This is a genomic window from Microbacterium sp. KKR3/1, from assembly GCF_021272365.1.
GTDB lineage: Bacteria > Actinomycetota > Actinomycetes > Actinomycetales > Microbacteriaceae > Microbacterium > Microbacterium aurugineum.
Window position 1 is genome coordinate 1 of sequence record NZ_JAJSDW010000001.1, and the last position, 26,114, is coordinate 26,114.

Sequence of the window (26,114 nt, forward strand, 5' to 3'; positions counted from 1 at the left end):
ATGGTACTGCAGGGGGGACCCTGTGGGAGAGTAGGACACCGCCGGACTCCTTTTAAACAAAATGGCCACCCAACGCTGGGTGGCCATTTTGCGTTTATACGAAGAGAACAGGGATCATCATGCCGGAAGAGGAAGAGCGCCGTCCGCGTCGCAACGACGACAAGGGATCACGAAGCAATCGCCCTTCCGGCAAGGGTCCCGATCGCAGTCGTGATGGCGGCGCCCCTCGTCGTGAGGGCGGCGGGTACAAGCGTGATGGTGCTGCTCCGCGTCGTGACAGCGGGTACAACCGTGATGGTGCTGCTCCTCGCCGCGAGGGCGGCGGGTACAAGCGCGATGGTGCTGCTCCCCGTCGTGAGGGCGGGTACAACCGTGATGGTGCTGCTCCTCGTCGTGAAGGTGGCGGGTACAACCGTGATGGTGCTGCTCCTCGTCGTGAAGGTGGCGGGTACAACCGTCATGGTGCTGCTCCTCGTCGTGAAGGTGGCGGGTACAACCGCGATGGTGCTGCTCCTCGTCGTGAAGGTGGCGGGTACAACCGCGATGGTGGCGCTCCTCGTCGTGAAGGTGGCGGGTACAACCGCGACGGCGGCGCTCCTCGTCGTGAAGGTGGCGGGTACAACCGCGACGGCGGCGCTCCTCGTCGCGAAGGTGGCGGGTACAACCGTGATGGCGCTGCTCCTCGCCGCGAAGGTGGCGGGTACAGCCGAGACGGCGCTGCTCCTCGTCGTGAGGGCGGTGGTTACAAGCGTGATGGCGCCGCCCCGCGTCGCGAGGGTGGCGACCGGGATCGTTCGCGCTCCTACCCGCAACGTGGGGGAGCCGGACGTGAACGTCCCGCGCAGGCGGCGAACGAGCGTCCGCGGTTCGATGAGCCGCAGATCCCGGACGACGTCACCGCTCGTGATCTCAACGGCGCGGCTCGCAATGAGCTGAAGACGCTGAGCAAGGAGAATGCCGAGCACGTCGCGCGTCACCTCGCGATGGCCTCCCGCCTCATCGACGAGGACCCTGCGCTCGCCCACCAGCACGCGCTGGCCGCATCGCGCCGTGCCGGCCGTATCGCGATCGTCCGTGAGACTCTCGGCATCACCGCCTATGCCACTGAGGACTTCGCCCTCGCACTGCGTGAGCTGCGGACCTACCGACGGATCTCGGGCAAGGACGACCAGATCGCTCTGATGGTGGACAGCGAGCGTGGCATCGGCCGGTCCGATCGTGCGCTCGAGACTGGTAGGGCGGTCGATCGTTCGACGCTGGACACGCCCGTCCGCGTCGCGTTGGCGATCGCGATGTCGGGTGCGCGCCTGGATCAGGGCGACCTTGAACTCGCCCTCGGCGAGCTGGAGATCCCGGAGCTGGATCCGGATCGTGCGTTCGAGTGGAGCCCCGCACTGTTCGCAGCGCGCGCTGCTGTGCTCGAAGACCTCGGCCGCACCGAGGAGGCCGAGTTCTGGTCGCACCGGGCCGAGGTCGCCGCTGAAGCTCTGGGAGTCGATGAGGCCGGTGACGAAGAGATCTTCATCGAAGACAGCATGATCGAGATCGACCTCGACGTGGACGACACCGATGCGCCGGCCGAGCCTGTGCCGGCTGAGCCTGTTCAGGCCGAGGCCGCGCCGGCTGAGCCTGTGTCGGCCGAGCCCGCGCCGGCCGAACCCGAGGCTGTGGAGCCCACGGTCGAGGACGAGGTGCGCGAGCTCCTGGGCGAAGACGAGGCCGACGACACGGACCCGGAGGCGTAGTGGCGCTGTTCTCTCGCCGGCGCCCGCTCCGCACGCCTCTCGACGGGGTCGACACCGTGCTGGCTGACCTGGACGGCGTGGTCTACGCCGGACCCGGTGCGCTGCCGTTCGCGGTGGACAGCCTTAACGAGGCGGCGAAGTCCGCACGGCTCGGCTACATCACGAACAACGCGGCGCGGACTGATGTCTCCGTCGCGGAGCATCTGAGCAGTCTCGGGCTCCAGGTCGAGGCCTCGGAGGTCGTGACGAGCCCGCAGGCCGCGATGCGTTTGATGGCGACGATCGTGCCGGCACCGGCGACGATCCTGGTCGTGGGTGGTGCCGGTCTCGTCGATGAGGTGCAGAAGGCCGGGTACACGGTGACGCGCAGCGCGGACGACGCGCCGAGTGCAGTGGTGCAGGGATTCGCTCCCGAGGTCGCCTGGACCGATCTCGCCGAGGCGGCGTTCGCGCTCAAGCTTCCCGAAGAAGAGGGCGGCATCCCCTGGATCGCGACGAACACGGACTGGACGATTCCTCGTGAGCGGGGAGTCGCTCCGGGCAACGGGACCCTGGTCTCGGCCGTCCACACAGCCATCGGTCGGCTGGCGACCGTCGCAGGCAAGCCGGAGGTGCCCATCTTCGAAGAGGCGCTCGCCCGTTTCGGTGCCGAGAAGGCGCTGTTCATCGGCGACCGCCTGGACACCGACATCATGGGGGCGAGCCGTGTCGGCATCGACTCGGCGCTGGTGCTGACAGGGATCGACCGCCCCAAGCACGTCCTCGCGGCACCGGAAGGCTCGCGTCCGACGTACATCCTCGGCGACCTCCGCGAACTGCACGAGCCTTATCCCGAGGTGACGGAGCGAGACGGTGTCTTTGCCGTGAACGGTGCCGCCGTACGGGTCTCCGGGGCTGACGTCGAGATCGTGTCGGAGTCCGGGTCGCAGATCGATCTGCTGCGCGCCGGCGCCGCCGCCATCTGGGCGTCCGGTACCCCGGTGTTCGTCCTTCGTGTTCCCGAGCGCCTCTACGACGATCCCTTCCACCGCCCCTGAGCGATCTCGCGTGGCTCCTTCGCGCGTCGGAGGGGCCGCGTACAGTGGAACCGTGAGTGAAGAGACGACGAGCGAGCCGACCGACGGCCTGTGGAGCCGTCTGCGCCTGATCGAGGGGCAGCCGCTTCCCGTGCGCGCCGCCGCCTACGCGGCCGTGCACGATGAGCTCTCCCGCCGCCTCGAGAGCGGCGCGAAGCTCGATCCTCGGGAGACCTCGGGATCCCGATGACGCGACTCGACGCTGCCCTCGCCGCCCGAGGACTCGCCCGTTCGCGCAGCCATGCGGCGACTCTCATCGCCGAAGGCCTCGTGAGTGTCGCCGGCCGCCAGGTCGTGAAGGCCTCGACCGCCGTGGACGATGAGGCCGAGATCACGGTCGCGGGCTCCGACCACTACGTCGGCCGTGCGGCCCACAAGCTCATCGCCGGACTCGACGGATTCGGCATCCCGGTGGCGGGAAGACTCGCGCTCGACATGGGGGCGTCCACGGGAGGTTTCACGCAGGTGCTGCGCGAGCGGGGCGCCCGAACCGTGCTCGCTGTCGACGTCGGGCACGGCCAGATGGCTCCGTCTATCGCCGCCGACCCCGGGGTGATCACCGTGGAGGGCTTCAACGTCCGACACATGACGCACGAGAATCTCGCCGAGGCCACCGGCGTCACGGAGTCCCCCGACCTCGTGGTCGGCGACCTCTCCTTCATCTCCCTCGAACTCGTTCTTCCGGCCGTCGCGGCGGTCGCGACCGCGGAGTCCGACGTTCTGCTGCTCGTAAAACCGCAGTTCGAGGTCGGACGGACGGCGGTGCGCGGGGGACTGGTCACCGATCCCGCCACCCGTGCCGATGCAGTCGCGCGCACGGTGTGGAGCGCCTGGGACGTCGGCTTGGGGATGCTCGGCATCCTTCCCTCACCACTTCTGGGAACGCACGGCAACGCGGAATATCTCGTGCACCTCGCGCCGGGGCGCGGCAGCAATCCGACAGAATGGTTGGACACCATCAATCTACTGGCAGGAGGACGATGAACGAGCGCAACATCCTGGTCGTCGCCCATGCCGGCCGGGTCGACACCGTCGACGCGGCGCGACGCGTGATCGATGCCCTGCGGGAAGCAGGAGCACGGCCGGTCCTGGCCGCCGACGACCACGAGGCCCTCACGGCGGTGGACGCCTTCTTCGCCGGCACCGATGTTCTGGGCCGCTCCGTCGATCCGGCGGACCTCGAGCTCGCGATCGTGCTGGGCGGAGACGGCACGATCCTGCGCGCGGCCGAGCTGGTCCGCGATACGGGAGCGCCCGTGCTCGGCATCAACATGGGCCATGTCGGGTTCCTCGCCGAGATCGATCGAGACGACATGGACAAAGCCGTGCGCCGGGTGATCGACCGCGACTACGAGGTCGAGGAGCGACTCGCCCTGTCGGTACGCGTGAAGGACGCCGCCGGCGCGGTCGTGTACGAGACCTGGGCGCTGAACGAGGCCACCGTGGAGAAGGCCAGCCGGGAGCGGATGATCGAGGTCGTCCTGGAGATCGACGGCAGGCCGTTGTCGAGCTTCGGATGCGACGGCATGGTCATCTCCACTCCCACCGGCTCGACCGCATACAACTTCTCGGCCGGGGGACCGGTCATCTGGCCCAGCGTCGAGGCGATCGCCGTGGTGCCACTGTCGGCGCACGCGCTGTTCGCCAAACCGCTCGTCGTCAGCCCCGGTGCCGCGGTCGCGATCGAGATGCTCGAGCGCACCGACGGGTCGGGGATCCTCTGGTGCGACGGGCGTCGCTCCCACGATCTCCCGCCCGGCGCTCGGGTCGTCGTCCGCCGGTCGTCGCGCCCCGTGCGGCTCGCGCGTCTGCACCCCACGGCCTTCACCGACAGGCTCGTGCGCAAGTTCCAGCTGCCCGTCGAAGGATGGCGCGGCCAAACCCTGGGGACGCCGTCATGATCGAGGAGATGCGCATGCAGGGGCTCGGCGTCATCGCCGATGCGGTGCTGCCTCTGGGCCCGGGGTTCACCGCGATCACGGGAGAGACCGGCGCGGGGAAGACCATGGTCGTCACCGGACTGGGGCTGCTGCTGGGCCAGCGCGCCGACTCGGGGGCCGTCAGGGCCGGTGCCGCACAGGCGTCGGTGGCGGGTGTCTGGATCGTTCCGGAGGGCGGAGACGTCGCCGAGATCGTCGAGGAGGCCGGCGGCGAGTTGGAGCCCGCAGGAGCGGGAACCGCGGAGTTGTACGTCTCGCGCACGCTCAGCGCCGAAGGACGCAGCAGGGCGAGCGTCGGAGGGCGGGCGGCGCCCGCAGGGGTGCTGTCGTCGCTGGCGGAAGAGCTTGTCGTGGTGCACGGACAGTCCGAGCAGCTGCGTCTGCGCTCCGCCGCGGCACAGCGCGACGCGCTCGACCGCTTCGGTGGGACGCCGATCGCGGACGCGCTCGCGAAGTACACGGACTCCTTCACCCGCTGGCGGGCACTGGACTCCGAGATCTCCGAGATCACCGAGAACCGGGACCGTCGTGCCGAGGAGGCCTCCCGCCTCCGTGAAGACCTGGCACTGATCGAGGCGACCGCACCGGAGCCGGGCGAGGACCAGGAACTCGCAGATCGGGCCGAGCGTCTCGCGAATGCCGAAGATCTTCGTGTCGCGGCATCTCTCGCGCACGGAGCGCTCTCCAACGAGGACGGCGAACCTGACGCCTCCGCCCTCGTCGCGGAGGCCCGTCGCGTGATCGAGCGTGCGTCCGACGCCAAGCTGACCGAGATCGGGGAGAGCCTCGCGGACATCGGCTACCGGATCGCGGACGCTGCGGGACTCCTGTCCGCCTACCTCGCGGATCTCGACGAGTCCGGCCCTCATGAACTCGCCGCCGTGGAGGAACGTCGCGCGGCGCTGGGTACCCTCGTGCGCGCTCACGGCTCCCTCGACGAGGCGTTGGCGCTCTGGCAGACGGGATCCACGCGGCTCGCGGAACTCGATGACGACGGCGACCGCCTCGAACGGCTCATCGCCGAGCGCGATGCGGCACGAGCCGAGCTGGACGCCGACGCGGCGACGCTGACGGCGACACGTACCGATGCCGCCGTCCGTCTCGGCGAGGCGGTGACTGCAGAGCTCCGCGCCCTCGCGATGCCCGATGCGCGACTCGAGGTCGCGGTCTCCGAAGGGGCGGAGAGCACCCATGGTCGCGATGACGTCGCGATCCTCCTCGCTCCGCATCCGGGCGCCGAGCCCCGATCGGTCTCGAAGGGGGCCTCGGGTGGCGAGTTGTCCCGGGTCATGCTGGCCATCGAGGTCGTCATCGCCGCGACCGACCCCGTGCCGACCTTCGTCTTCGACGAGGTCGATGCGGGCATCGGAGGCGCCGCCGCGATCGAGGTCGGACGGCGACTCGCCCGACTCGCCGAGAAGTCGCAGGTCATCGCCGTCACCCACCTCGCGCAGGTCGCGGCCTTCGCGAACAACCACCTCTCCGTCGTCAAAGCCAATGACGGCGCGGTCACCGCCTCCAGCGTCCGGCGTCTGGAAGGCGGTGAGCGCGAAGCGGAGATGGCCCGACTGCTCTCGGGACTCGCCGATTCCGACGCTGCTCTCACCCACGCGCGCGAACTTCTCAGCCTCCGCGCCCCCGCCGCCTGATAGGATCGAAGCCCGTGATGAACTCTTCTTCCGCGGGACCCAAGAACGACACGACCAAGCACATCTTCGTGACTGGTGGTGTCGTTTCGTCTTTGGGCAAGGGACTGACGGCGGCCAGTCTCGGCAACCTCCTCACCGCCCGCGGTCTGCGCGTCGTGATGCAGAAGCTCGACCCGTACCTGAACGTCGATCCCGGCACGATGAACCCGTTCCAGCACGGTGAGGTCTTCGTCACGGACGACGGCGCGGAGACCGATCTCGACATCGGTCACTACGAGCGCTTCCTCGACATCAATCTGTCCGAGGCGGCCAACGTGACGACCGGCCAGATCTACTCGCAGGTGATCGCGCGCGAGCGTCGCGGCGAGTACCTCGGCGACACCGTGCAGGTCATCCCGCACATCACCGACGAGATCAAGCGTCGCATGCGTCTGCAGGCGAGCGAGGACCCGCGCCCCGATGTGATCATCACCGAGGTCGGTGGCACGGTCGGAGACATCGAGTCGCAGCCGTTCCTCGAGTCCGCGCGCCAGCTCCGTCACGAGCTCGGACGGGACAGCGTGTTCTTCGTCCACGTCTCGCTGGTGCCGTTCATGGGCGCCTCGGGGGAGCAGAAGACCAAGCCCACCCAGCACTCCGTCGCAGCTCTCCGTCAAGTGGGCATCCAGCCCGACGCGCTCGTGCTCCGCAGCGACCGTCCGGTGAGCGCGAGCAACCGGAACAAGATCGCCCTCATGTGCGATGTCGACGTGGAAGGCGTCATCAACACGGTCGACTTGCCGAGCATCTACGACATCCCCTCCACGCTGAACGAGCAGGGCCTCGATTCGTACATCGTGCGTCGGCTCGGTCTCGACCAGAAGGCGGCCGACGTCGACTGGACGCGCTGGAACAAGGTGCTCCACGCCGTGCACAACCCCAAGCACGAGGTGACGATCGGCCTGGTCGGCAAGTACATCGATCTTCCCGACGCCTACCTCTCGGTGACCGAAGCGCTCAAGGCGGGTGGCTTCGCACAGGAGACCAAGGTGAACATCCGCTGGATCCCCTCGGATCTGTGCGAGACGCCGGAAGGCGCCCAGGAGCAGCTGGCCGAGCTCGATGGCATCTGCGTGCCCGGCGGCTTCGGCATCCGCGGCATCGAGGGCAAGCTCGGTGCGCTCAAATTCGCACGAGAGCAGGGCATCCCGACCCTCGGGCTGTGCTTGGGCCTGCAGTGCATGGTCATCGAGTACGCGCGGGACGTCGCCGGCATCGCGGGCGCGTCTTCCAGTGAGTTCGACCCGGAGACCGCCGAGCCCGTGATCGCGACGATGGCGGAGCAGGTGGACATCCTCGACGGCGGCGACCTCGGCGGCACCATGCGTCTCGGCCTGTACCAGGCGGCACTCGCCGAGGGATCCCTCGCGCGCGAGCTGTACGGGGCGCCGGAGGCCGCGGAACGGCACCGTCATCGCTACGAGGTCAACAACTCCTACCGCGATCGTCTCACCGACGCCGGCCTGGTGTTCTCCGGGCTCAACCCGGAACTCGACCTGGTCGAGTACGTCGAGCTGCCGCGTGACGTGCACCCGTACTACATCGCCACGCAGGCGCACCCGGAGCTGCGTTCGCGTCCGACCGCCCCGCACCCGCTGTTCCGCGGGCTGGTCGGTGCCGCGATCGAGCGTCACCGCGCGAGCGAGCTGTTCGACGTCAGTGCCGATGACTGAGTCGGCGGAGTACCTCCGCGACGAGCCTTTCGAGCCGGAGGTCCTCCAGAGCGACCGCGTCTACAAGGGCTGGGTCTGGGACGTGCGCTCCGACCGGGTGCGCTACGGCGACGGGGAGATCGTGCGCGAGTATGTCGCGCACACCGGCGCCGTGGCGATCCTCGCGCTCGACGACGAGGACCGCGTGCTGCTGATCCAGCAGTACCGCCACCCGATCCGTCACCGCGACTGGGAGCTGCCCGCCGGTCTGCTCGACGTGGACGGAGAGGCGCCGCTGGACGCCGCCCGTCGCGAGCTCGCCGAGGAGGCTGACCTCGTCGCCGCGCACTGGGAGCCGCTGGTCTCGTCGTGGACCACCCCGGGTGGCAACGACGAGATGATCCACATCTTCTTGGCCACCGGAGTCGCCGCGGCGCCTTCGGCACACGATCGGGAGGACGAAGAGGCGGACATCCGCGTCGAGTGGGTGCCGTTGGCGGATGCGGTGGACGCCGTCCTCGGCGGACGGATGCACAACGGCATCCTCACGATCGGTGTGCTGGCTGCGGCGCAGAGGCTGCGCGACCGGGGCTGACGCATGCTGCTGGAGCGCGCTCTCGACGCCTACCTGCGTCACGTCACGATCGAGCGCGGTCTGAGCGAGCACACGATCGCGGCCTACCGGCGTGACCTCGGTGGGTACTGCGAGTGGCTGGCCGGGGAGGGGATAGCCGACACGTCGGAGGTGACGCCGGCCGTGATCGACCGCTTCATCACGGAGCGTGCGTCGGCAGACCCCGCCCCGGCCTCCACCTCGCTGGCGCGCCTGCAGTCGTCCGTGCGGGGCTGGCACCGGTTCCTGGCCCGTGAGGGCATCGAGGTCGACGATCCGAGCGGGAGACTGCGTCCGCCCAAGGCCCCTCGTCGGCTCCCCAAGGCGCTGACGATCGACCAGGTCGAGAGGCTGCTCGCCGCACCGTCGCCCGAGGACCCGATCGGGGTGCGGGATCGCGCTCTCCTGGAGCTCCTCTATGCCACCGGCGCCCGCGTCTCGGAGGCGACAGGGCTCGACGTCGACGACCTCGCCCATGGCGATGTGCTGCGGCTGCGCGGGAAGGGCTCGAAGGAGCGCATCGTGCCGATCGGCTCCTATGCGCGAGAGGCGGTCGACGCCTATCTCACGAGGGTGCGGCCGGCGCTCGCAGCGAAAGGACGGGCATCGGCGCGGCTGTTCCTCGGTGCCCGTGGAGCGCCCCTGTCGAGACAGAGCGCCTGGCTGGTGATCCGCGCGGCGGCGGAGAAGGCGCAGATCACGTCGGAGGTCTCGCCGCACACCCTGCGTCACTCGTTCGCCACACACCTGCTGCAGGGGGGAGCCGACGTCCGTGTCGTGCAGGAGCTGCTCGGACATTCCTCGGTCGCGACGACCCAGATCTACACCCACGTCTCTGTCGATACGTTGCGTGACATCTACGCGACCTCGCATCCCCGCGCCCGCTGACACCGCCCATCCGGGAGAGCCCCCTGCCGCGTGCCGAGGCGGCTGCGGAACGGGCCGCCCGGTACAATCGACCAAGCACGAACGGAGCAGGAGAATCGGTGGCTGAGAAAGTGGCGAAGTCCAGGGCGAAGGCGCAGAAGGCCGACGAGACCCCCATGGGACCCACGGGCCGTCCGTATCACGGGTTCCCGACCCCCGAACCGTTGAAGTCCCACGGGCCCGCGCGCATCATCGCGCTGTGCAACCAGAAGGGCGGCGTCGGCAAGACGACCACGTCCATCAACCTGGCCGCGGCACTCGCCGAGTACGGCCGCAAGGTGCTCGCGGTCGATTTCGACCCGCAGGGCGCCCTGTCCGCGGGGCTCGGCATCCCGACCCACGATGTGCCGACGATCTACGACCTCCTGCTCGACACCAAGCGCGACGCCCACGATGCGATCGTGAAGTCGAGCGTCGAGGGTCTCGACGTCATGCCGGCGAACATCGATCTGTCGGCCGCCGAGGTGCACCTGGTCAACGAGGTCGCACGGGAGACGATCCTCGCCCGGGTGCTGCGCCAGGTGGCGGGGGAGTACGACGTCATCCTCGTCGACTGCCAGCCCTCCCTCGGGATCCTCACTGTCAACGCGCTGACGGCGGCGCACGGTGTGATCATCCCGCTCGAATGCGAGTTCTTCGCGCTGCGCGGCGTGGCACTGCTCATCGAGACGATCGACAAGGTCCGCGACAGGTTGAATCCGTCCATCACGATGGACGGCCTGCTCGCCACGATGTACGACCCGCGCACCCTGCACTCGCGCGAGGTGCTCGAGCGTGTCGTCGAAGCATTCGGAGACGACGTGCTCGAGACCGTGATCGGCCGCACCGTGAAGTTCCCCGACGCCTCGGTGTCGGGGGTGCCCATCACCGAGTTCGCCCCCGAGCACGCGGCCGCTCAGGCATACCTGCGGCTGGCGCGGGAGCTGGTCGCCCGTGGCGCTGTCGCCTAGCGGAGAGTCCGTCGACCCTTCGGCCATCGAGCGCGCCGAAGACGTGAGCAGCGGATCGGACGAGCCCGTCGGACCCGCGGCGATCGAACCGGGCTTCAGGGTCTCCCTGTCGAATTTTGACGGACCGTTCGACCTGCTCCTGACCCTCATCTCGAAGCATGAGATGGACATCACCGAGGTCTCGTTGAGCGCGGTCACGAACGAGTTCATCGCCTACCTGGGCGAGCTCGAGAACGATGAGGAACTCGATCAGGCCTCCGAGTTCCTCGTGGTCGCGGCGACCCTGCTCGACATGAAGGTCGCCGGACTCCTCCCGCAGGGCGAGCTCGTGGATGCTGAGGCCGTCGCGCTCTTGGAGGCACGCGACCTGCTGTTCGCCCGGCTGCTGCAATACAGGGCCTTCAAAGAGGTGTCAGCGTGGTTCTCCCGTTGCCTGCAACGCGAAGACAAGCGGCACGTCCGCGCGGCACGCCTCGATGAGAAGCACCGCTCGCAGACACCCGAGCTCGTGTGGTCGCTCACCGTGGACGACTTCGCGGCGCTGGCGCTGCTGGCCTTCGCGCCCAAAGAGATCCCGCATGTCGGACTCGACCATCTGCACGCACCGCTGGTCAGCATCCGCGAGCAGGCGGCTATCGTCGTCACCCTCCTGCGCGGCACCGAGTCGCTGAGCTTCCGCGAACTCGTCGCGGGCGTGAGCGAGCCGGGCATCGTCGTGGCGCGTTTCATCTCGGTGTTGGAGCTGTACAGGCACGCGGCGCTGACCTTCGAACAACTGGAACCGCTCGGCGAGCTCACGCTGCGCTGGGCAGCCGACTCCTGGTCGGACGAGACACTCGCGAGCCTGGGGGCCGACTATGACCGATGATCTGACCGAGACCGAGGCGTCGATCGACGCGGAGACCGATACCGAGACCGAGACCGAGACGGCGGACGACGGGGTCGGCGTGTCCACCGAGATCCCGCTCTCCGAGCGCATCGAGGCCATCCTGTTGATCGTCGACGAGCCGCTGGGGCTGGTGGCTCTCGCCGCCGCCGTCGGTTCGCCGGTGCCGGCGGTGCGGCAGACGCTCGAGACACTCGTCGACGACTACGACGGCAACGGCACGGGCCCGCGGCGCGGATTCGAGCTGCGCGAGGTCGGCGGCGGTTGGCGACTGTACGTCCGCGAGGAGCTCGACCCGCTCGTGGCGGCGTTCGTCGGCGGACAGGCGCCCGCGCGGCTTTCGCAGGCCGCGCTCGAGACGCTGGCCGTGATCGCCTACAAGCAGCCCGTCACCCGCAGCCAGGTCGCCTCCATCCGTGCAGTGAACGTCGATTCCGTCGTGCGCACGCTGCTCGCCCGCGGCCTGATCACCGAACTCTTCGCCGACTCCGAGACCGGCGCGATCAACTACGGCACGACCGACGCGCTCCTGCAGCACCTGGGCATCAACTCGCTCGACGAGCTGCCCCCGATCTCCCCTCTGCTCGATGACGGCGCAGACGGTTTCGACGAAGGGACCATCCGATGACCGGTTTCGAGGCATCCGCAGGATTCGAGGGCGCGCCCGAGGGTGTGCGCCTCCAGAAGGTCCTCGCCGGCGCGGGCGTGGCGTCGCGCCGAGTGGTGGAGCAGTACATCACGGAAGGGCGCATCCGCGTCAACGGTGTCGTCGTCACGGAGCTCGGACGCCGGATCGACCCCGAGCACGACCTCGTGGACGTCGACGGCACCGCGGTGCAGCTCGACGTCTCCAAGCGGTACGTCATGCTGAACAAGCCGACCGGCGTCGTCAGCAGCATGAAGGACGAGAATGGCAGGCCCGATCTGCGCCGCTTCACGGAGCAGTTCGAGGAGCGCCTGTACAACGTCGGACGCCTCGACGCCGAGACGAGTGGTCTCTTGATCCTCACGAATGACGGCGCTCTCGCCCACGTGCTCGCTCACCCCTCGTTCGGCGTGACGAAGGTGTACATCGCGAAGGTCGAGGGGACGGTGCTGCCCCAGACGATCTCGAAGCTCACCAAGGGCATCGAGCTCGAAGACGGCCCCATCGCTGCGGACAAGGCGCGGCTGCTGGACACCTCGCGCGGGTCGAGCCTGGTCGAGCTGACCCTGCACTCCGGACGCAACCGGATCGTCCGTCGGATGCTCGCCGCGGTCGGTCATCCGGTCACGGAACTCGTGCGCCGGCAGTTCGGGCCGCTCCACCTGGGAACCCTCCCGGCCGGGAAGACGCGGGAACTGACTAAAATCGAACTCGGCGCGCTTTTGACCTTGTCGCGCCGTGATTCCGGTGTCGCCGAGGCGCCAGGCGAGCAGGAGAACGAATGACCGATACGACGAGTGCGCCCACGGCGCGGAGGGCAAGCGCTGTCGCGCCTCGTCTCTCCGGGACCGTCCGCGTCGTCGGCGCCGGTCTGCTCGGGGCGAGCGTCGGCCACGCACTCCGGTCGAAGGGCATCGACGTCGTTCTGACGGATGCATCGCCCGCACAGCTGCGCCTCGCCGTCGACTACGGGGCCGGCCGCCTCGCCACCGACGACGACACCCCCTCACTCATCGTCGTCGCCGTGCCGCCGGACGTGACCGCGGACGTCATCCAAGCCGAACTCCAGCGCTTCCCGGACGCCGTGGTGACCGACGTGGCGAGTGTGAAGCTCGAGCCGTTCCGCACCCTGCAGTCGCGGGGCGTCGACCTCACTCGATACATCGGATCGCATCCGCTCGCCGGCCGTGAGCGCGGCGGGGCCATCTCCGCCCGCGCCGATCTGTTCGTCGGGCGACCGTGGGTCGTGTGCCGCGACGAGGACACGAAGGCGACGGACCTCGCCCTGGTCGAAGCGCTCGCGCTCGACGTCGGGGCGATGCCGCTCGAGATGACGCCGGAGGAGCATGACCGTTCGGTCGCGCTCACGTCGCACGTGCCTCAGGTCGTCGCGAGCCTGCTCGCCGCCCGCCTCGCGGAGGCGGAGGAGGGTGCGCTCCGTCTTGCAGGCCAGGGCGTTCGTGACACGACGCGCATCGCGGCCTCGGCTCCCGAGCTGTGGGTGCAGATCCTCGGCGCCAACGCCGGCCCCGTCGTCGAGATCCTCGATGCTCTCGCCGCCGACCTCGGAGAAGTGGCGGACGCATTGCGGGAGCCGAGCGCGCCCGGAGCCCGACGCGTGGTCGCCGAGACGATCCGCCAGGGCAACGACGGCGTCGACCGCCTCCCCGGAAAGCACGGACAGAACCAGCGCTTCGAGTCGCTCGTCGTCATGGTCGACGACACCGCCGGTCAGCTGGGTCGCCTGTTCGGCGAGCTCGGCGAACTGGGCGTCAACGTCGAAGACCTCCGACTCGAGCACTCGCCAGGGGCCCAGTTCGGCCTCGCCGAGATCAGCGTCGACCCGGCCGCGCTGCACGGGGCGATCACCGGACTCCAGGAACGCGGCTGGCGGATTGCAGGGAACACCAATGACTGACACCTCGAACGCGTCCACGGCGCCCGCACACGTGGCCGATGCGACGAAGTTCATCGCGATCGACGGACCAGCCGGTTCGGGCAAGTCCAGCGTGTCGAAGGCCGTCGCGCGCATGCTCGGCTTCGGATACCTCGACACCGGCTCCGCCTACCGCGCACTCGCCTGGCACATGCTCGATCGCGGCGCCGACACCTCGGACCCCGAGGCGGTTCGCGCGGCTGCATCCGACTTCCCCGTGCGTCTGGGACTTGACCCTGACGACCGCACGGTTCGCGTCGGCGACACTGACATCACAGAGGCGATCCGTGATTCTCGGGTGTCCGCCGCGGTGAGCGGCGTGGCCCGTGTGCCCGAGGTGCGCGCGCAGGTGAACGAGCTGTTCCGCGCACTGGTCGCTGAATCCGCCTACCCCGCCGTGGTGGTCGAAGGCCGTGACATCACGACCGTCGTCGCTCCGGATGCGCCCGTGCGGATCCTGCTCACCGCGGCACCCGAAGTGCGTGCCGCTCGACGCGCCGGCGAACTCGCCGGCGAGAACGCGGCTGCTGTCGCCGCGGCGCTCCACAAGCGCGATGCCTCAGACAGTGCCGTCGTCGACTTCCTCAACGCCGCGGACGGCGTCGAGGTCGTCGACTCGACGGAACTCGATTTCCCCCAGACCATCGACGCCGTGCTCACGGTGATCGAGCGAATCCAAGGAGCACACCGTGGCTGACGACGAATACGAAGGCGGCCCCGACCAGCTCGCCGAGAAGATGGACCAGCTCGACGAGAATCTCGCCGAGCAGCGCGCGGAGACCCTGCGCGCCGGCCTCTCCGACTACGAGCTGGACGACGAGGACGCCGCGCTCCTCGCCGGTGTCACGCTCGGCGAGGACGGCATCCACTACAGCCCGGCTCTGCCCGTGGTGGCGATCGTCGGACGCCCGAACGTCGGCAAGTCCGCGCTTGTGAACCGCATCCTCGGACGCCGTGAGGCCGTTGTGGAGGACACACCTGGCGTGACCCGCGACCGCGTGACCTACAAGGCCGAGTGGGGCGACCGTCGCTTCTCGCTCGTCGACACCGGCGGGTGGGAGCCCGATGCGCGTGGCATCGACCGCTCGGTCGCGATGCAGGCGGAGGTCGCGATCGACCTGGCCGACATGGTGTTGTTCGTCGTCGACGCGATGGTCGGAGCCACCTCGACCGACGAGCACGTCGTGAAGCTGCTGCGCAAGAGCGGTAAGCCGGTGTTCCTCGTCGCCAACAAGATCGATGACGCCCGGCAGGAGCCGGAGACGGCACCGCTGTGGAGCCTCGGGCTCGGCGAGCCGTATCCCGTCTCGGCCATCCACGGGCGTGGTGTCGCCGACCTGCTGGATGCCGTGCTGAAGAAGCTTCCCGAGGTCTCGGCCGTCGCGAAGCAGGAGATCGGCGGCCCGCGTCGAGTGGCGATCCTCGGTCGCCCGAATGTGGGGAAGTCGTCGCTGCTGAACAAGGCCGCCGGTGAAGAGCGCGTCGTCGTGAACGACCTGGCCGGCACCACCCGCGACCCGGTGGATGAGGTCGTGGAACTCGGCGGGAAGATGTGGCGCCTGGTCGACACCGCGGGGATCCGCCGTCGCGTGCACATGGCTCAGGGCGCGGACTTCTACGCCTCGCTGCGCACCTCGGCCGCGCTGGAGAAGGCCGAGGTCGCCGTCGTCGTGCTCGACGTCTCGGAGACGATCAGCGAGCAGGACGTGCGCATCATCGACCTCGTGCTCGAGTCGGGCCGTGCGCTCGTCCTCGCGTTCAACAAGTGGGATCGCCTGAACGACGATGATCTCGAGAACGCCGATCGTCGCCGTTACCTGGAGCGCGAGATCGAGCAGGACCTCGCACACGTCGCCTGGGCGCCGCGCGTGAACATCTCGGCGAAGACGGGGCGTCACCTCGACAAGCTCGTCCCCGCGCTGGAGACCTCGCTGGAGAACTGGGACCGGCGCATCCCGACCGGCAAGTTCAACGCGTTCCTCGCCGAGCTCGTCGCCGAGCACCCGCACCCGCTGCGCGGTGGCAAGCAGCCGCGCATCCTGTTCGGGACGCAGGCATCGACCCGCCCGCCGACGTTCGTGCTGTTCACCACCGGGTTCCTCGACCCGGGGTACCGCCGGTTCATCCAGCGCCGCCTGCGTGAGCTGTACTCCTTCGAGGGCACGCCCATCGTGATCAACATGCGGGTGCGCGAGAAGCGTCAGCGCTGATCTGTTCCGACGCGTGTCGCGCCGTGGCGCCACGACCCCGATGCTGTGAAAGGCTGAAGGGGTGACGGTCGTACCTCCTGCCTCTGGTGAGCCGCGTCGCCCGGACGGGCCGCGGAACCCGGGTGATGCCTGGGTGATCGCGGAGTCGGGTGAGAAGTACTGGGGGCGTTTCGGCGCTGCCGGTCTTCTCGCCTTTGACCCGGCCCGGGGCATCCTGCTGCAGCATCGCGTCTCTTGGAGCCACTTCGGTGGCACCTGGGGGCTGCCCGGTGGGGCTCTGCACGAGGGCGAGAGCGCGATCGTCGGGGCGATCCGTGAGGCGCAGGAGGAAGCGGGCGTGCCTGATGGGGCGGTCCGTCCTCGGTTCACCAGCGTGCTCGATCTGGGCATCTGGTCGTACACGACGGTCATTGCCGATGTGCAGGTGCCCTTTGACCCGGTGATCAGCGACCCGGAGAGCGTGGCCCTCGAGTGGGTGCCCATCGATGAGGTCGACGAGCGACCGTTGCACCCCGGGTTCGCCGCGGCATGGCCGATGCTGCGGGCGCTGCTCGAGGTGCGGCCGGTGGTCGTGGTCGACGCCGCGAATGTCGTGGGGTCCGTGCCCGATGGCTGGTGGAAGGATCGTGCGGGAGCGGCGGCGCGCCTTCGTCTCCGGCTGGAGGCGCTGGTGGTCCCCGCGGAGGATCTGGATCTCGGCGGAGACGAGTGGTTCCCCGAGGTCTCGATGGTGGTCGAGGGTCAGGCACGGGACATCGATGACGAAGCGAGCACGGTCGCCGTCGTTCGAGCCGAGGCTGGGGGTGACGACGTGATCGTCGCCGAAGTCGAGCGCCGCGTCGCTGATGTGCGCACAGTCGTCGTGGTCACCAGCGACCGGGAGCTCAGCGAACGAGCTGAGCGCGCCGGTGCCGTGAAGGTCCGATCTGCCGGGTGGCTGCTCCAACTCCTCGCGGCGCACGACTGACTTCTGCCCCAGCTTCTCCGACACCGTCATTCAGACGAACATCACGCGTCGGGGTGGCGGGTCGGCGTAGTCACGCCCCAGCGGACTGTGCCAGGTGACGCTGCCGTCCTTCTCCTGCTGTGCGTTCCAGCGATGCGTGTCGGGGATGTCCGGATGCTTGAGGGTGTGATGGCTGCGGCAGAAGTGGCCGAGGTTGTCGAGGCTGGTCTTTCCGCCCTTGGCGTGATCATGGTTGTGGTCGATCTCGCACCGGTGGGCTGGCATGCGGCACCCCGGGAACCGGCAATGACGGTCCCGCGCGCGGAGGAACCGGCGCATCCCTTCGGTGGGCGTGTAGGTGTCGGTCTCGACCACCATGCCGGACGGGTCGAGGAAGAGCCGGGTCCAGCCGGTGTTACGACCCGCGAGGTCGCGGGCGATGTCGGGATGCAGCGGTCCGTGGCCGTCGAGTTCAGCGGGGTTGTCATCCGCACCGGTGAGCGTGGTCGCCGAGACCGTGACCTGCACCCGAGCGTGAATGCCGTCGAGGCCGTCTCCGTTCGCGGCGCTGGGGTCTGCGGTCAGGAGAAGATCGGTGAAGAGATCGGCTTCCGTCTGCGCCCACGTCCGCGTGTCGACAGGGAGATGCTCGACCGTGGGGTCGGTCGCGAACGTGTCACTGTCGGCGCCCTGGATCACCCTGCTGTCGTACGGGTCGAACGCTGGGTCGTCGAGCGAGAGATCTCCGGGATCGATACCTTGGCCGTCGTCGTCGAACCACCAGGCGAGAGGCGTGACTTCGCGGTTGTCTCGGGCGCGTACGACCGCGCGGGTCATGCGGTTCAGCCTGTCGGCGATCGCGGTGGCGATCCACTCGGGGAGTACGGCGGTGAGCAGCGCCAACCCGTCGTCGAGCGACTTCACCGTCACGCATCGTTCTTCGGCGGCACGTCGGTGTCTCTCGACCAGCGTCTCGCCGACGAGGGCGGCAGCGACCTGACGTGCATGCGCTTTCGTGCGCGCAGCTGTGTCTTGTTCGGCGACAACGAGAACCGCGGCCTCGAAGAGCTCCATGACGGTGGCATCGACCTTGCGGTTGCGGATGGCTTCGGCGACGACGGCACCCGCCCTCGCGATCTCGCGCACGTGTTGGACGCTGACGGCGCCACTCGCGAACGAGGCTCGGACGGCGGGGAGATGGGCCTGCAACGCCTGCGCATCGGCAAAGGCGAACTCCACGGAGCCCTTCGAGAGATGGCCGGCCGCGGAGAACTCCGCGACCATCGAGCGGTAGATCGCCTCGCGATGGAACGGACTTGCGGCGACATCGGCGTCGTGGAGGGCGATCTGCTCGACGAGCAACTCTGCTGCTTCGGCTTCGAGCGCCGCGATCCGACGCCTCGTCGCGACCCACGCATCCACGATGCGACGCCTCTCGTCGAGGTCGAGATCGGTCGTGTTCGCCATGCCTCCAGTTTAGAACGTATGTTCGAAACTGTCGAGGTGTCGGAGGCGACGCATGCCGGGATATCAGCTAAGGCGGTCGTCGTGGCGACCGCGCAGCTTGTCGATGTCGCGGCGTTCGCGTTTGGTCGGGCGCCCCGCGCCTCGGTCCCGAAGGCCGAGGGCGGCCTGTGGCTCGCGTTCGGGTGTCTTGTCCTCGTAGGCGAGCGCCGCGAGAGGAGCTCCGACGCGTTTGAGCAGGAGCTGGCGGACGATGAGGATCCGGTCGAATCCGGCGATGCGGATGCGCAGTTCGTCGCCCACCCTGATCTGATGCGCCGCCTTCACCTTGTCGCCGTTCACTCGTACATGCCCCGCGCGGCATGCGGTCGTCGCCGCCGACCGCGTCTTGTAGACGCGGATCGCCCAGAGCCAGCTGTCGACGCGTGCGGCGTCCATCACCTGGTCCGCTTCCGCAACGCGATCAGGGCGCCGGCGACGATGAGGCCTTGGCTGAGGGCGTAGGTGAGCATCACCGCCGGGCTGCTCCAAGCCGGGAGCCCCGACGGGAGGAACAGTCGGAATGCGAGGAGCGTGTCGCTGGCGAGGAAGAACGCCCCACCGACCACGATGAGCGGGTGGCAGCGGGCTGAGAATGCCGCCGTGCCGCCGAGCACGAGTCCGTAGACGGCGACCGCGATCAGCAGCCCGCCCGTGTGCGGGCCCACGACCGCGATCATCGCGATCCACCAGCCGACGTAGACCAACGCCCACCACGGCATCCGCCGCCGTGCGAGGTGGCGAGCGAACAACAGGATGTATGCCAGGTGCGCGATACCGAAGAAGAGCAGCATCAGCGGCAGCTCCGGCGCGCCGGGGAAGAGGGCGCCCGCACCGTCGCCGAGCCAGGAGAACAGGACCGCTGCGAGGAGCAGGATCAGTGTCGCCGGAGGCTTCAGCCAGCGCGCGGACAGCACCACCGGAACCGCCAGCAGCGGCATCAGGAGCAGTTTGGTCGGGCTGGCGAGCGGACTGTCCACCGCGAGGAGCACGACATGCAACAGCGAGACCGCGGCGTACGGGACGAACGCCCACACGATCGATGAGGAAGGCGTCCGCCGCTGCATCTCCCCATCGTAGGGTCGCTGCGTTGCGGCCGCAGGCGTCGTGCTTTTCACGCGGACACTCAGGATTCGACGGTGACCTGATCGACGGTGTCGTCGACGCCCAGGTGTGCAGCGGGCCAGTAGCCCTCGGGGAAGTGCTCGCCGCAGGTGTCCGTCAGGTGCAGGACCACGGTTCCATCGGAGGAAGCCTCGATCGTCTCGAGTGCGAGGTCGGCGAAGGCATCATCGAGTTCGTGTGGCTCGGGCTCACCGGTGCTGAAGTTCGTGACCACGGCGTCGGTCGCGAGCCGTCGCAACACGTCGAGCCGCGCGACGACCTCGCGCAGACGGGGGAGGAGCGGCGTCACCTCATCGACAGTCGTTCCTTCGAGCATGAGGTCGAGCTCCGTGCCTGCGACTGAGACCGTGCCGACGAACCAGTCATGGGTGAGTACGGAGCCATCGGTGAGTTCGGACGTTGCCCGGGTGAAGGCGCCGAGCTCGGGGTCGTCGATGGTCGGGTGCGCATCGGTCATGCTTTCACGCTAGTGGCTGGCGAGCCCGCTGCACGCTCATGCGGCGAGGTCGAGCGCGACGAGAGTGCGCCCCGGCTTGAGTTTCGACCTCTCGGTGAAGCCGGCGGCCAGGAATGTGCCGAGCGTGCCGTGGAACAGTTCGTTGGCGCGCTGCTTCTCGCCCCCGGTGTCGACCGGGTAGCCCTCGATCACGCGAGCGCCGGATCCGCGTGCATACTCGACGGCGGCGTCCAGCAGAATGCGGTTGAGTCCGGCTCCGCGATGCTCTCGCCGGACGACGAAGCACGTCACCGCCCAGACCGACTCGTCGTCGAAGGGCTCGGTCGTCGCGGCGGCGATGATGCGGGTGCGGGGGATCCGTGCCTGGCGGGTGCGGGGGCCGATCCGGATCCATCCGGCAGCCTCGCCGTCGACGTACGCGACGATCCCCGGCGGTGGTCCCTCGTCGATCTCGGCGCGGAACATCTCGGTGCGCTGCGGCGTCGTCGTCGCGTTCCACTTCTTGTTGGTCAGCACCGGCCAGATGCACTGGCAGCTCGCCCCGTCGCCGCCGCCCGTGAGCGCGTGCTGGACATCGTCCCAGCGGGGAGCGGTCGCCAGCTCGGTCGTGATAGTCGCCATGCACGTGACGGTACGCGCGACCTCCGACACCCGCAACGCCTCGGTTCGCGGAGGCGGTCGAGATGCGGCTAAGATAGGGGAGTTGCCTGCGCGAGAGTGCAGAACAACGGGCTGTGGCGCAGCTTGGTAGCGCACTTGACTGGGGGTCAAGGGGTCGCAGGTTCAAATCCTGTCAGCCCGACCGAGAGGTCCCGGAAACTCAAGGGTTTCCGGGACTTTCTAGTTGGTGAGACGTGATCCGGTCATCGAGAACCCATCACTTTGACGCCCGCACGGCCATCTCGGGCCGTCGTGCTCCGGTAGCCGAGCGACCGTGCCGGTTGCTCCCGATTCGTGGGTGGGAGCCGGACACACCTGTTCGGTATGGACACCGAACACATCCCGATCGGCAACCCGTGGAGTCTGGAGCCCCTGCTCGACGTCGGCGAGCTCGCCTCCTATCTGGGCGTACCTGTCTCAACGGTTTACGACTGGCGCACCCGCGGCCTCGGCCCGCGCGCGTATCGTTTCGGGAAGCATCTGAAGTTCGGGCTCTCGGACGTGCGGATCTGGGTCGAGCAGCAACGCGACCCCGAGTCGCCTGCCTCTCTAGAGGGGAGGTGACCCGATGAGCCGGCAGCGTTTGACCATCGGCACCCTCGCGGAGATCTCCATCTCGTCAGCCCCGGCGGACGCGTCGTCGCGCGTGCAGCGGTCGTGGCTGACCCACTCACCGAGCGCGGCGAGTAGCCGCTCAGCTTCACGGTAGGGTATGGGCAAGCGTCGCCCGCTATGAAGGCGGCTACCGTGGCGCTGAGGCCCGCACTTAGGAGGTTCGGTTGTCGTCGGAAGACGTGTTCGAGTCCGCGCTAGTCGAACCGGATAAGAATCTGTTTATTCAGATGCTCACCCGCGACGTCGAGCTCATCCCCGCGATTCTTGACCTATGGGACAACTCCGTAGACGGCGCGCTCCGATTCGTGACGCTAGACGGCGACGACCGATTCATCGATAAGAGTCTAGACGGATTCCACATCGACATCACTGTCAATCCGGACTCTTTCAGCATCGTCGACAATTGCGGTGGTATTCCTCTAATGACGGCGCGCGACTATGCCTTCCGGCTTGGTCGGAACAAGGATGCCCCGACAGTGGACGGTGCTGTCGGTAGTTTTGGCGTGGGAATGAAGCGCACGCTTTTCAAGATGGGCGACAACTTTAGGGTCGAGTCTGAGTCCATTGAAGGCGCGTTCGCGCTCGAAGTGGATGTCCCAAAGTGGGCCGCGCTAGACGAAGACGTTTGGGTGTTCCCGTTCGAGAGCGCCGACGCAGCTGCCATCGTTACGGATCCTAAGCAGGCATCGACCTCGATCAAGGTTTGGAACCCCCAGCCAACGGTCGCGGCTCAGTTTGCTGAGGATGGCTTTATCGCCCGCCTCAAGCACGAACTCGAAATACGACGTCCCGAAGCATTCGATCTCGGGATCGTGACGCGCCTGAACGGTACAAAGCTCACTCCGAGGCGCGCCCAGCTGAAGAGTAGCTCAGACTTCCGACCTTTGGTGCGACGCTTCCGGACTCCCGAAGACGTGCGCGTCGAGATCCATGCCGGCCTAGTCGGGGGAGCTAAGGAGTCGCAGATCACGCCCGACGACGAGGGCGACGCCGACAAGTTCATGGGTCACGACGACGCCGGTTGGTACGTCCTGGCAAATGGTCGAGTCCTCCTTGCCGCAGATAAGACTCGGCTTACTGGCTGGGGCGACGATACGGCTCGATACCACCCTCAGTTTCGAAACTTCCGCGGATACGTCGACATCAGGTCAAATGACGCGCGCAACCTCCCATGGAACACATCAAAGACCGGGGTGGACGAGAGCTCACGTGTGTGGAAGCTCATCTACGGAGCCATGCGCACTGCGCTCGCCGAGGTACAGGCGCTGGCTTCGCGTCTCAAGGAAGACCGTCGAGCCTTCCTCGAGACGGAAGTCAAATCCTCCTTGATCCAGGCGTATGAGAAGGCACGCGAGCGACCCATCGAGGAGATCTCCCCCAAACAGGAGTCCACGCTCAACTACCCGAAGCAAGAAGTGCAGACGCGAAAGCTTAAGACCATACGCTTCTCGGTCGATACCGAACGCTTTGACACAGTCGCTGAGGCCCTCGGTCTGGACAATCCGCAGCAGTTGGGGCGCGCGCTCTTCGACTACTACTGGCGTCTAGAGATCGACGACTGATGGCGGGACCGAACTACGCAACCGCTCCGCTCAAGGCGATCACTCGCGAGATGCTAGTGGAGGTAACGCGTCGACTCGTTCGCTACGGTCCGCTACGCGATATGACGTACGTCGGCCTGGGTGCGTTAGAGTTCGTTGATTTCCGGCTAGTCTACGAGCGGCTCGGGATCGAAAATCTGGTCTCGATCGAAGGATCACATCCGCTCGGTCGGCTCGAATTCAATCGCCCATACGACAGCATTCGGATCCTTCAAGGCACGACCAACATTCGACTGCCTGAGATCGAGGAACTGAAATCTTCCCGATGCGTAGTTTGGCTCGACTACACGAGCCGTCTCCGGCAATCCGAACATCGTGATCTGGCGTATCTCGCAAGCGTACTCGCGCCAGGTTCTGCGCTGTTCGTTTGCGTGAATAGAAACGCGCCGGAGAAAGAGTTCGAAGAGATTCGTCAGGAGTTTGGCGACTATTTCGACGAGAATCTGCGCAAAGTTTCGTACGTTGGCCCCGGTCTTGCGGATCAGCAGCGCATTGTCGCCGACCGGATCATACGTAAGCACATCGCAACGCGCGAAAGTCCGCCGGCCATTGAACGGGTTCTCGACGTTCGATACGCCGACAGCGGCAAGATGCAACTTCTCGGATGGATCTTTGGCCCGCAAGGTTCGGACATCGCCGCGGATTGCAGGCTCGGCGAGCTCGACTTCACTGCGACGGCACGTGCGGATCAATCCCTTGAGCTTGCATGGCCGAGCCTGACTGCCCCGGAGTGGGATGCACTCACCCATCAGTTGCCGGCGTCGATCGACACGATCCAACCACCCCACAAGTTCATCGAACGCTCGCACGTCGAGCGGTTTCTGGCCGTGCATCGCTGGGGTCGGCCCTCAGCGGCGAACGCGTGAGTGCAGTGTCGGAGGTCAATGCGACGATGTCGTCTGGTGAGGTAGCTCCAACGGGGTTCTTCGATCTCTCAAACGACGACACACTCTCACCGATGCCTGGGATGGGAGACCCGATGTGCGATCGTTTTACTATGGTTGTTTCCCCTCTTCGTGTGCAGCCGACCAGGCCGATCGCTGTCGACCTGTTCTCCGGAGCAGGGGGTATGAGCTTGGGGTTCGAGCAGGCAGGCTTCGACGTCGTCGCCGCGGTCGAGTATGATCCCGTTCACGCAGCCACACATGCTTTCAACTTCCCTGAGTGCGAGGTGCTCTGTCGTGATATCTCCACGCTGGGTGCCGCCGATGTGCTTGCGGTAGCCGAGCGCGGGTTCAAGAAGCTCCACCCTAGAGGAGTATGGCCAGGACGGCTGGATGCGCTCATTGGCGGCCCGCCGTGTCAAGGCTTTTCCACGGGTGGCAAGCGCGACCAGGAAGACGAGCGCAACGATCTGCTGCTGCACTACGTTCGCTTGGTGGAAGAGCTCAAGCCGAGAACGTTCTGCCTTGAGAATGTTGCTGGTTTGCTGGAAAAGAAATTCGACCCGGTTCGACAGGAAGCGTTCGAAAGACTTCGGAAAGCGGGCTACGCAATCTCGGGTACAGAGAAGACTGTCAACAGCCTTGAATTCGGTGTACCGCAGTCACGTCGTCGTGTAATCGTTCTTGGAGCTCGGGGCAACAAAGCCCCCTTGCGCCCGGCGCCATCGAACGCGCCCAATGTTTCTGTGGAGGAGGCTTTCGAGGGGCTTCCGTCTCCGGGCGACTACGACGCCCTACTCACCTCGGATGAAGTCCTCCTGAACGACGAAGATATCCAGCGGCGCCAGTCGATTGTAGGTTCCTACGCGAGAACATTGGCAGGCCTTCAACCGTTGGCGGGGGACAAGTCTCGGCCGCGTCTTTGGGAGCCTGGGCTGCTAACGGGGTCGCGCCGCACGATCCACACCGACGCGACTGTCGAACGATTCGCGACAACGGAACTGGGTGCCGTGGAACCCAAGAGCAGGTTGTACCGGCTTCCGCTTAGCGGGCCGTCACGCACGCTTCGGGCCGGCACCGGTTCCGAACGTGGGTCTCATACCTCGCCGAGGCCGATCCACCCGCGTGAAGATCGTGTGATCACTGTTCGAGAGGCTGCACGCCTTCACGGCTACCCTGATTGGTTCCGTTTCCACACCACGAACTGGCATGGGCATAGGCAAGTCGGAAACAGCGTTCCGCCGCCGCTGGCCCGCGCAGCTGCCCGGGCTTTGCTTGGTTCTATTGCGTCTTCACCTGTAGCTCTGCGTGCGACTGTTGCGCTCGGAGATGTTTCGCTTCTGTCGCTGTCGCGTACTAAGGCGCTCACGGTTGTGGATGCCCTCACGGAGCAGCTTCCAGCTCAGAGAACGAGAAAGCCGACTGTCGCCGATACGTCAGATCCCGAAATGTCTCAGGAGGCGGTGGGATAATAGCTTCAACCTCAGCGCTGTTCAGCTTCTTGGAGATCGCGCGGGCGAATAACGTTTGCGATCGAGTCCGCGATCTCCTCTGGGGATAGATGGGTCCAGAATCGGAGTACGGTCCATCCTGCCGCCTCCAGGACACTATTTGTGTCTGAGTCGCGAGATACGTTGGCGGAAATCTTCGCGCCCCAATACTTGGTGTTCGATTTGGATTCGACGTAATGATCTGGACAACCGTGCCAGAAGCAGCCGTCGATGAATATCGCGATACGCCTCCGAACAAAAGCGATATCGGCCGTACGTCGCAGGCTTGCTATCGGGCGCACTTGAACGCGGTATCGGAATCCACGTCGGTGCAACAGGCGCCGTACTTCGACCTCAGGCTTTGTGTCCCGCGATCGATTGCCCCGCATGACCTTGGCCACGCGAGGATTCGTGGCCCACGACTGATCTTCCATGACACAACGTTACGTCGGGGTGCGTAGCGTGGGTAGCTAGCAGGCCCCTACTCGCGGACCGCGTATTCTAGAGTGGGACTGCTGCAGAGATAGGTGACAGTTTGACTTGCTCATGCAGCAGTTTCTGACA

Annotated in this window: 28 protein-coding genes and 1 tRNA gene; 23 read left to right on the forward strand and 6 right to left on the reverse strand. The window is 67.0% G+C overall.

The annotated features are described in order from the left end of the window. The 18 genes from LVJ59_RS00005 to LVJ59_RS00090 form a co-directional block, all read left to right on the forward strand. On the forward strand, positions 1–936 hold a 936-nt coding region (locus LVJ59_RS00005; protein ID WP_232761570.1), incomplete at its 5' end, for a hypothetical protein. Between the two features lie 47 nt (positions 937–983). Beyond that, positions 984–1,745 carry a hypothetical protein gene (locus tag LVJ59_RS00010; protein ID WP_232761571.1) on the forward strand — a complete coding sequence of 254 codons (762 nt, stop codon included), beginning with the start codon at positions 984–986 and terminating at the stop codon, positions 1,743–1,745. Then, the gene (locus LVJ59_RS00015; RefSeq protein WP_232761572.1) at positions 1,745–2,782 is read left to right on the forward strand and encodes an HAD-IIA family hydrolase; all 1,038 of its coding nucleotides are present in this window, start codon (positions 1,745–1,747) and stop codon (positions 2,780–2,782) included. The genes LVJ59_RS00010 and LVJ59_RS00015 overlap by 1 nt, the downstream gene beginning before the upstream one ends. 52 nt (positions 2,783–2,834) lie before the next feature. Next, positions 2,835–3,011, forward strand: coding sequence for a hypothetical protein (locus tag LVJ59_RS00020; protein WP_165875382.1), 177 nt, complete (start codon positions 2,835–2,837; stop codon positions 3,009–3,011). After that, on the forward strand, positions 3,008–3,805 hold the full coding sequence (locus LVJ59_RS00025; RefSeq protein WP_232761573.1) for a TlyA family RNA methyltransferase: 798 nt from the start codon (positions 3,008–3,010) through the stop codon (positions 3,803–3,805). The genes LVJ59_RS00020 and LVJ59_RS00025 overlap by 4 nt, the downstream gene beginning before the upstream one ends. Continuing rightward, positions 3,802–4,722: an NAD kinase gene (locus LVJ59_RS00030; RefSeq protein WP_232761574.1), complete on the forward strand. Its 921-nt coding sequence runs from the start codon at positions 3,802–3,804 to the stop codon at positions 4,720–4,722. Before LVJ59_RS00025 ends, LVJ59_RS00030 begins: the two co-directional genes overlap by 4 nt. After that, a complete protein-coding gene (gene recN / locus LVJ59_RS00035; RefSeq protein ID WP_232761575.1) occupies positions 4,719–6,410 on the forward strand; it encodes a DNA repair protein RecN in 1,692 nt (563 codons plus the stop codon). The genes LVJ59_RS00030 and recN overlap by 4 nt, the downstream gene beginning before the upstream one ends. A gap of 17 nt (positions 6,411–6,427) precedes the next feature. Next, positions 6,428–8,122 (forward strand): CTP synthase, encoded by a 1,695-nt coding sequence (locus tag LVJ59_RS00040; RefSeq protein WP_134351629.1) that lies wholly within the window; start codon positions 6,428–6,430, stop codon positions 8,120–8,122. Beyond that, on the forward strand, positions 8,115–8,696 hold the full coding sequence (locus LVJ59_RS00045; protein WP_232761576.1) for an NUDIX hydrolase: 582 nt from the start codon (positions 8,115–8,117) through the stop codon (positions 8,694–8,696). The genes LVJ59_RS00040 and LVJ59_RS00045 overlap by 8 nt, the downstream gene beginning before the upstream one ends. A gap of 3 nt (positions 8,697–8,699) precedes the next feature. Next, the gene (gene xerD, locus LVJ59_RS00050; RefSeq protein WP_047521825.1) at positions 8,700–9,602 is read left to right on the forward strand and encodes a site-specific tyrosine recombinase XerD; all 903 of its coding nucleotides are present in this window, start codon (positions 8,700–8,702) and stop codon (positions 9,600–9,602) included. Positions 9,603–9,757: 155 nt separating this feature from the next. After that, a complete protein-coding gene (locus tag LVJ59_RS00055; RefSeq protein WP_194239375.1) occupies positions 9,758–10,591 on the forward strand; it encodes a ParA family protein in 834 nt (277 codons plus the stop codon). Further along, positions 10,581–11,459: a ScpA family protein gene (locus tag LVJ59_RS00060; RefSeq protein ID WP_269816606.1), complete on the forward strand. Its 879-nt coding sequence runs from the start codon at positions 10,581–10,583 to the stop codon at positions 11,457–11,459. Before LVJ59_RS00055 ends, LVJ59_RS00060 begins: the two co-directional genes overlap by 11 nt. Next, positions 11,449–12,105 carry an SMC-Scp complex subunit ScpB gene (scpB, locus tag LVJ59_RS00065; RefSeq protein WP_232761577.1) on the forward strand — a complete coding sequence of 219 codons (657 nt, stop codon included), beginning with the start codon at positions 11,449–11,451 and terminating at the stop codon, positions 12,103–12,105. Before LVJ59_RS00060 ends, scpB begins: the two co-directional genes overlap by 11 nt. Beyond that, positions 12,102–12,908, forward strand: a complete 807-nt coding sequence (locus LVJ59_RS00070; protein ID WP_134351625.1) for a pseudouridine synthase — start codon at positions 12,102–12,104, stop codon at positions 12,906–12,908. Before scpB ends, LVJ59_RS00070 begins: the two co-directional genes overlap by 4 nt. Further along, positions 12,905–14,041 (forward strand): prephenate dehydrogenase, encoded by a 1,137-nt coding sequence (locus tag LVJ59_RS00075; RefSeq protein WP_232761578.1) that lies wholly within the window; start codon positions 12,905–12,907, stop codon positions 14,039–14,041. Before LVJ59_RS00070 ends, LVJ59_RS00075 begins: the two co-directional genes overlap by 4 nt. Then, entirely contained in the window at positions 14,034–14,756 is a 723-nt protein-coding gene (gene cmk, locus LVJ59_RS00080; RefSeq protein ID WP_232761579.1) for a (d)CMP kinase, read from the forward strand. The genes LVJ59_RS00075 and cmk overlap by 8 nt, the downstream gene beginning before the upstream one ends. A 40-nt stretch (positions 14,757–14,796) precedes the next feature. Continuing rightward, positions 14,797–16,269, forward strand: a complete 1,473-nt coding sequence (gene der, locus LVJ59_RS00085; RefSeq protein WP_231555022.1) for a ribosome biogenesis GTPase Der — start codon at positions 14,797–14,799, stop codon at positions 16,267–16,269. Positions 16,270–16,330: 61 nt separating this feature from the next. Beyond that, positions 16,331–17,236: an NUDIX domain-containing protein gene (locus LVJ59_RS00090; protein ID WP_232761580.1), complete on the forward strand. Its 906-nt coding sequence runs from the start codon at positions 16,331–16,333 to the stop codon at positions 17,234–17,236. A 30-nt stretch (positions 17,237–17,266) separates the two neighbouring features. On the opposite strand, the gene LVJ59_RS00095 is transcribed toward LVJ59_RS00090, so the two are convergent. From LVJ59_RS00095 to LVJ59_RS00115, 5 genes are all read right to left on the reverse strand, one after another. Next, the gene (locus LVJ59_RS00095) at positions 17,267–18,682 is read right to left on the reverse strand and encodes an HNH endonuclease signature motif containing protein (protein WP_232761581.1); all 1,416 of its coding nucleotides are present in this window, start codon (positions 18,680–18,682) and stop codon (positions 17,267–17,269) included. A gap of 63 nt (positions 18,683–18,745) precedes the next feature. Continuing rightward, positions 18,746–19,117, reverse strand: coding sequence for an RNA-binding S4 domain-containing protein (locus LVJ59_RS00100; RefSeq protein ID WP_232761582.1), 372 nt, complete (start codon positions 19,115–19,117; stop codon positions 18,746–18,748). Beyond that, on the reverse strand, positions 19,117–19,785 hold the full coding sequence (locus LVJ59_RS00105; protein ID WP_232761583.1) for a lysoplasmalogenase family protein: 669 nt from the start codon (positions 19,783–19,785) through the stop codon (positions 19,117–19,119). Before LVJ59_RS00105 ends, LVJ59_RS00100 begins: the two co-directional genes overlap by 1 nt. A 59-nt stretch (positions 19,786–19,844) precedes the next feature. Beyond that, the gene (locus tag LVJ59_RS00110; protein WP_232761584.1) at positions 19,845–20,300 is read right to left on the reverse strand and encodes a hypothetical protein; all 456 of its coding nucleotides are present in this window, start codon (positions 20,298–20,300) and stop codon (positions 19,845–19,847) included. A 36-nt stretch (positions 20,301–20,336) separates the two neighbouring features. Beyond that, positions 20,337–20,921, reverse strand: a complete 585-nt coding sequence (locus LVJ59_RS00115) for a GNAT family N-acetyltransferase (protein WP_232761585.1) — start codon at positions 20,919–20,921, stop codon at positions 20,337–20,339. 107 nt (positions 20,922–21,028) lie between these two features. On the opposite strand from LVJ59_RS00115, the gene LVJ59_RS00120 reads away from it, so the two are divergent. The 5 genes from LVJ59_RS00120 to LVJ59_RS00140 all read left to right on the forward strand — a co-directional run bounded on the left by LVJ59_RS00120 (position 21,029) and on the right by LVJ59_RS00140 (position 25,532). Beyond that, positions 21,029–21,102, forward strand: a tRNA-Pro gene (locus tag LVJ59_RS00120). A 182-nt stretch (positions 21,103–21,284) separates the two neighbouring features. After that, a complete protein-coding gene (locus tag LVJ59_RS00125) occupies positions 21,285–21,524 on the forward strand; it encodes a helix-turn-helix domain-containing protein (RefSeq protein WP_232761586.1) in 240 nt (79 codons plus the stop codon). A 215-nt stretch (positions 21,525–21,739) separates the two neighbouring features. Then, complete coding sequence (locus tag LVJ59_RS00130) at positions 21,740–23,137, forward strand: ATP-binding protein (RefSeq protein ID WP_232761587.1); 1,398 nt, start codon at positions 21,740–21,742, stop codon at positions 23,135–23,137. Beyond that, positions 23,137–24,042: an O-methyltransferase gene (locus LVJ59_RS00135; RefSeq protein WP_232761588.1), complete on the forward strand. Its 906-nt coding sequence runs from the start codon at positions 23,137–23,139 to the stop codon at positions 24,040–24,042. Before LVJ59_RS00130 ends, LVJ59_RS00135 begins: the two co-directional genes overlap by 1 nt. A gap of 131 nt (positions 24,043–24,173) precedes the next feature. Next, the gene (locus tag LVJ59_RS00140) at positions 24,174–25,532 is read left to right on the forward strand and encodes a DNA cytosine methyltransferase (RefSeq protein WP_232761589.1); all 1,359 of its coding nucleotides are present in this window, start codon (positions 24,174–24,176) and stop codon (positions 25,530–25,532) included. A gap of 11 nt (positions 25,533–25,543) precedes the next feature. On the opposite strand, the gene LVJ59_RS00145 is transcribed toward LVJ59_RS00140, so the two are convergent. Continuing rightward, complete coding sequence (locus LVJ59_RS00145) at positions 25,544–25,984, reverse strand: very short patch repair endonuclease (RefSeq protein WP_269816558.1); 441 nt, start codon at positions 25,982–25,984, stop codon at positions 25,544–25,546. Positions 25,985–26,114: the final 130 nt, after the last annotated feature.